Annotated in this window: 6 protein-coding genes; 2 read left to right on the forward strand and 4 right to left on the reverse strand. The window is 65.9% G+C overall.

Annotated elements, in window-relative coordinates; translation table 11 throughout:
• Both M7H19_RS10665 and M7H19_RS10670 read right to left on the reverse strand, forming a co-directional pair.
• Window positions 1-207, reverse strand: a 207-nt coding sequence (locus M7H19_RS10665) for a DUF4158 domain-containing protein (RefSeq protein WP_298180338.1), incomplete at its 3' end; no start/stop codon positions are given.
• Window positions 208-444: 237 nt separating this feature from the next.
• Window positions 445-615, reverse strand: a complete 171-nt coding sequence (locus M7H19_RS10670; RefSeq protein WP_298180340.1) for a hypothetical protein — start codon at window positions 613-615, stop codon at window positions 445-447.
• Window positions 616-880: 265 nt separating this feature from the next.
• Between M7H19_RS10670 and M7H19_RS10675 the strand changes: the two genes are divergently transcribed.
• Window positions 881-1,003, forward strand: a complete 123-nt coding sequence (locus tag M7H19_RS10675) for a hypothetical protein (RefSeq protein WP_298180342.1) — start codon at window positions 881-883, stop codon at window positions 1,001-1,003.
• Window positions 1,004-1,043: 40 nt separating this feature from the next.
• On the opposite strand, the gene M7H19_RS10680 is transcribed toward M7H19_RS10675, so the two are convergent.
• The gene (locus tag M7H19_RS10680; RefSeq protein ID WP_298180344.1) at window positions 1,044-4,253 is read right to left on the reverse strand and encodes an amidohydrolase family protein; all 3,210 of its coding nucleotides are present in this window, start codon (window positions 4,251-4,253) and stop codon (window positions 1,044-1,046) included.
• 233 nt (window positions 4,254-4,486) lie between these two features.
• Between M7H19_RS10680 and M7H19_RS10685 the strand changes: the two genes are divergently transcribed.
• Window positions 4,487-5,485 (forward strand): carbon-nitrogen hydrolase family protein, encoded by a 999-nt coding sequence (locus tag M7H19_RS10685; protein ID WP_298180347.1) that lies wholly within the window; start codon window positions 4,487-4,489, stop codon window positions 5,483-5,485.
• Between the two features lie 185 nt (window positions 5,486-5,670).
• Here the strand turns inward: M7H19_RS10685 and M7H19_RS10690 are convergent.
• Window positions 5,671-6,362: acetamidase/formamidase family protein (locus tag M7H19_RS10690; protein WP_298180349.1), on the reverse strand; the 692-nt coding region annotated here is incomplete at its 5' end.

Genomic DNA, 6,362 nt, shown 5'->3' on the forward strand with positions numbered 1-6,362 from the left:
CGGCGGGACCTCGTCCAGCTTCGGGAAATACCCCAGCCGCTGATACGACTTCAACCACACCAGCAGCGCCAGCAAATGCGGATCGTTCTGCGTCTTCTCCCGCGCCCAAGTGATCTCGCCGATCGTCGGCGTGAACGCCTCAGCCAGTTCCCGAGCAGGAACCACCCGCTTGAACCGCGGATACGCGGTGCGATCGATCGCCGCCAACGCCCAGACCCCGAACCGAAACCAACGTGACCCAGCGCACCCTAGCCAGCACCCACAACACCCGGCTGCCCGGGCTCTCTACCGTTATCTACCCGGCTCTACCGACACGGAGATCTCGCCTAGTCACCACGCCCACTCACTCGACGACCAGCAGGTTCAAAAGCTCATTGCCCCTTTCGCGCGTATCCCGGTGGCACCCCTGCAAAGCAGGATTGATCTTCCATCCGGGTCGAAGGTTTACCGTCGTGGGGTGAGCACGATGCGGACTTCGACTTCCACCTGCATCCGGATGGCCCGGTGCTGCACCTGGAGGTCCGTGCCTTCGCCGAGGGCGCCGCCTTGCTGGTCGAGCTGTTCACCCCGGCCTGACCATTCCCCTTTGCCTCCGCATCCGGTCCGTCCCGTCACACGTTGCAAGGAGCACCATCGTTGTCGTCTGCATCCGGTCCGGTCGCCGGCATGGAACGCCACCAAGTCGCCGTCTATGTGAGTGCGCTCGCGGTCGGGGCCCTGATGGGATGGGCCGCCCCCGGTGCGGGGCCGGTGTGGGAGCACGCCATCAACCCGGTGCTCGCCGCCTTGCTCTACGTCACGTTCTTGCAGGTGCCCGCCGCGGAGCTAGGCCGCTGCTTGCGGGCGGGCCGGTTCCTGGGCGCTGCCCGACACGCTCGCCGTGGCAGCGGTCGTGGTGGTCGCTCAAACCCTGGTCGAGGTGCTCGGCATGGTCGTCTACGTCCGGGTGGTGCCCCGGCTGCTGCCCACTCCCGTCGGTGCCGACCAGATGCGCGGAGGGTAACCGCCGCCACAGGTGTGTCCGCACGCGGGGCCCGCTTGGGCTAACCGTGTGCGTGGCCGAGGTGGGTATAGGCGCCGCAGGTGTGGTCGTAGGCCTCGGCGACCACGTCGGGGTGATGCCACCAGTAACGGAACCCGGCTTCGGGGTCGGCCCATTCGGCCACACCGGTGGCCGGGGCGGGCGTGGTCTTCTCCGCTGCTGCCGAGTCGACCACGTGGTCACCCTTCCCCGTGGCCTGGTCGGTGTAGGGAGCGAGTAGGTCATCACGGGTGTGCAGATGACCGCCGACCATGGTCGCCTCCACGTTCATGGCCGCGTCGATGTCCCGCAGCGGGTTGCCCCGCACCATGATCAGATCGGCGATCTTGCCGGGTTCCAGGGTGCCGACCTCGTCGGCCACGCCCAGGTTCTCCGCGGCGTTCACAGTGGCGGTGCGCAGCGCGTCGTACGGCGTCCAGCCGTAGCCGACCAACTCACGCAAATTACCGTGCAGCCCGGCCCCCACATACGCCAACGGCGCATCGGTGCCGGCAACCACCAGCCCACCCGCGTCCGCAACCGCCCGCAACGCCTGCACCTCGCGACACTCGGCGGTGTCACAACCGGGATCGGACGGCGCGTGGGTGTTGTCCCGGGTGTCGGCGAGGAGATCAGCGCGCGTCCACGGCGGGTACAACGCCAACCGGGGGTCGTGGGCGACCTCGTCGGCGAGGAGGAAATCGGTGGTGAACAACGTGGCCGTCACCGAACGCTCACCTTGCCCGTACACAGCGGCGACATCACCGTAGGACGTGGACGTCGCGGTCAGTGTGCGAGCATAGCCCAGGCGTTGCGTGGCGGCCAGATGCGTGGTGCCGTCCTGCCCGACATACGCACCCGGCGACAGGTAGTGGGAAGCCGACGGAACCCCCATCCCGTGAGCCGCCTCGATGACGGCGCGCATACGGTCGGCGGGCAACCGCACATACGTTTTGATCATGTCGTAATCCAGGGCCTTCGCCCGTGACAACTCACGCCGCACCTGCTCGACATCGGTGGTGGGGCGCATGAAGTTGTAGTAGACCCGCGAACCGTCGATCGGCTCTCCGGTCGCGTAGAACCGCGGCCCGACACGCGACCCCGAGGCAAGCGACTCCCGATCCTCCACCGCCCGGTACACCTGGTCGCCCACCGACAGCGTGGACGTGATGCCGTAGGCGAGACTGATCCGGCCCTGGCGGTCGCCGTAGAACCGGGACTCGTACTCCTGATGCACGTGCGAGTCCATCAGCCCCGGCATGACGGTGAGGTCGGAGGCGTCCACGACACGCCCCCGGTGGGGGCCGCGATGCGGGGTCACGGAGGCGACGCGATTGCCCTCCACCACGATGTCGACGTTGCGCCGCAGCGTGCGACTCTCACCGTCCCAGAACGCGCCCGCGTGGATCACGGTGCGTTCCCGAGCCACGTCGGGACGGTAGTGCAAGGGCACCTCGACGGTCCTCGCCTTCCCGGTGGCCGCATCGGCCAACCGCAACTCACCGTTGGACAGGTACAGCAACCGGCTGCCGTCCCCACTCCACGACGGCGCGTCGGCGACTTCGTCGTTGACCGGCCGGGGCGGGCCCTTCGGCACCCCCTCGGCGGTGACGTCCATGACGTGCAGAGTGGACTCCAGCACGAACGCCATCGACCCACCGTCCGGCGACCACACCGGGCCGTCATCGCCACGCGTGGAGACCGAGGCATGTTCGTCACCGGGCGCGTGGAAAGTCTGCTCGCCCGTGGCCACGTCCACGGTCAGGATCTGGCTCGTCCCTTCCCGAAACCGCTCCGAATACGGCTTGACCGCCGCCAACGCGAGCGTCCTGCCATCAGCCGACCAACTCGGACGACCCGGACCGAACAGCGACGACACCACCTGCCGCACCCGGCCCGTGCGCAGATCGAGCACGTATGTGGCACCGTCCTGATCCTGAAACGCCAACCGTGCCCCGTCCGGGGAGAACGCCGGAGACACCTCGGCGCCCTCCAACGCGGTGACCCGGCGCTCACCACCGTCGCGCAGATCCCGCACATACAGATCCGGCGTGCCCTCACGATCAGAGGCATACGCCAGAAAACGCCCGTCGGGGGAGAACACCGGGTTGACCTCGGCGAAACGGTCGTGGGTGAGACGACGTGGCTCGCCGTCGATCGGCATGAACCACAGGTCGTTCAACGCCACGAACGCGACCCGGGTGGCATCGGGGGACAGGACCGGGGTGAGGACACCCCGCACCGGCTTCCGGGAGCTGTCGTCGAAATCGTGTGTCTTGTGCGCGTAGTCGACGCGGGAAACCTCCAACGTCGCCGTGAACGGGATGTCGGAACGTGCGCCCGTACCCAGGTCACGGGTCCGAATGGCCCCGTCGGCGGTGTAGAGGAGACGATCCTCGTCGACCCAGTCGGCGGCGAACAGGAACACGTCCTCGCCACGGGTGACGGCACGATCACCGACCATGAGGTCGGCGCGGGTGTCGGCATGCCGAACATAGGCCAACCGCCGCCCGTCCGGCGCCCACGACGGCGCCCGCAGAGCCACCTCGTCAGCCTCATCGTCCTCCTCGCCGGCAGGGGCGGGAACGACGACACGAGTGTTCCCCTCGGCGTCGACGGCCGCGATGCCCTCATCACAGACATAGGCCAGGGTCTCCCCGTCGGGATGCCACGCCGGCTCGTACTTCTCACCGGGCGCCTCGGTACGTCGGGTGAGCTCACCGGTGGCGACGTCGACGGTCCAGATGTCGTAGGAACCACCCCGGTCGGAAGAGAACGCGATGGTCGTGCCATCGGGCGACCAACGAGGCTCGCGATCGTCGAACCCGCCACGGGTGAGCTGCACCGGATCAGAACCGTCCGCCTCGGCGACCCAGATATGGAAACCACCACCGGCATAGCTCTGATACGCGATGCGACCATCCGGCCCGACATCGGGTTGCGCCGCTTCGGCCTCCACCGAGGTGAGCCGCTCAGCCGCCCCACCACCTTCGGGAACACGGAACAACAGCCCCTGCAGATCGACGACCACACTGCCGTCCGGCGCGGCCGCGGCGGTGAGGTTCGTTCCTTCGGTCACCGTCACCGACACCCTTCCAGCATCGGCCGACGCAGGCGACTGCGGCACGACCACCAACCCGGCGGCCAGCGCAGCCACACCACCCACAGCCACAAGCCCCACGACCCTGGGCCCCACCCGACGCGACACGATCCTGCGGCACAACACGGGCATCAGTCACCTTCCCCGGCCGAATCCGAGAAAGACAACTGTGGTACACACCACTACCGCAGCGGTATCGGTGAAACGTGGGACACCCAAGGGCCACAACGATCACCCACAGTCAGCGACGCCCCCGAAAGAACATTCCTCTCTTCTCGAGCTCCCACACCCGCGCACCACGCGTCTCGACCAACACGCCCCGAAATTCCTATCGTCGGACCAACCGACCAAAGGAGTAACCGTCAATGGCCGACACCCGCGTCGCGTCCGTACAAGCCGAACCCGCCTGGCTCGACCTCGCCGCAACCACCGACAAAACCATCGAACTGACCCGCGAAGCAGCCCGAAACGGCGCCCGACTCATCGCCTTCCCCGAACTGTGGCTACCGGGCTACCCGATCTTTTTGATGACCACCACCGTCTCCCAGGAACTGCCCTACGTCCTGCGCTACCGCACAGCAGCCCTCGCGGTGGACTCACCCGACATGATGCGACTCCGGCTGGCCGCACGAGAAAACAACATCATCGTCGCCTTCGGCTTCGCCGAACGCGCCCAAAGCTCGCTCTACATGTCACAGTGCATCATCGACGAAACCGGAGAGATCGTCCTACACCGCCGCAAACTCAAACCCACACACGTCGAACGCACCCTGTTCGGCCAAGGCGATGGCAGCGACCTGCAAGTAGCACCGACCTCGATCGGCCGAATCGGCGCACTGAACTGCGCGGAGAACATGCAACCGCTGACGAAACTCGCCCTCATCGCAGAAGACGAACAAATCCGCGTCTCATCCTGGCCACCACTGGACTACTACGGCGGAGCACTGCTGAGCGGGGAGAGCATCGTCGCGCTCAACCAATCCAACGCCATGGAAGCCAGCGAATTCGTCCTGATGTCGACCCAAGTCGTCTCCGACACCGCCATCCACGTGTTCAGCTCCGAACCAGGAACCTCGGCACCACCGTTCGCAGGAGGCGGATACGCCCGAATCTTCGGACCGGACAGCACCCTACTGAGCAACGTCCTCCCACCCGAACAAGAAGGCATCGTCTACGCCGACATCGACCTGACCACGATCGAGATCGCCAACCACTTCTTCGACCCGGTCGGCCACTACTCCCGACCCGACATCTTCGAAGTGACCATCGACCGCCGCCCCAAACCCGCGGTCCACCACATCACCACAGAAGTGAAACGCTCCTACCCGCCGCTCGACACAGAGAACACCAACAGCCGCACCTGAGCGACCCAACAACGTAAGCGACCACCACGTGGGCGAGGGCACCCCGACACCACGACCAGAACAGCACACAAAGCCTCGACAACCGCCTCAGCACAAGGTGTGCTGCTCACACCAGACAACCACGCCCACGTGGTGGCCACACCTGGAAAAACACCCGAATCACGCCGACGACACCACGCGAGAACTCAACGAGAGCTACTCACCGCACACTGACCCCGATCCACCCGCTGCGGAGCCCCCGCCGACGGCCTCGGATCGAAATCGAACACCTCAGTCGGGATATACACCGTCGCACACGAGTTCGGAATGTCCACCACACCCGAGAACCGACCCTCGATCGGCGCCGCACCCAAGAACAAGTACGCCTGCTCCGGCGTGTACCCGAACTTGGTCAAATAGTTGATCGCATTCAAACACGCCCGCTGATACGCCAAGTGCGAATCCAGATACCGCTGCTCACCAGAATCCGTCACCGACAACCCCGCGAACGCCAAAAACTCCGAATAACGCGGCTCCACCCGGCCCGGAATGAAGATCGGCTCCTCCACACCGTAAGCCTCCATCCCGCCCTTGATCACATCGACATGCAAATCGATGTAACCACCCATCTCGATCGCGCCGCAGAAAGTGATCTCCCCATCACCCTGACTGAAGTGCAGATCACCCACCGACAACTTCGCACCCGGCACGAACACCGGATAAAACACCCGCGAACCCCGCGACAGGTTCTTGATGTCCTGGTTCCCACCGTTCTCCCGCGGGGGAGCGGTACGCGCCGCCTCCTGCGCCGCCCGCTCGAACTCCGCACCCGACAACGAACCCAACACCGCATTCTCCGCAGTCGGCGGCAACGCCAACGGCGGAACCCGCGACGGAT

Source organism: Saccharomonospora sp., from assembly GCF_027317685.1.
Classification (GTDB): Bacteria; Actinomycetota; Actinomycetes; order Mycobacteriales; family Pseudonocardiaceae; genus Saccharomonospora.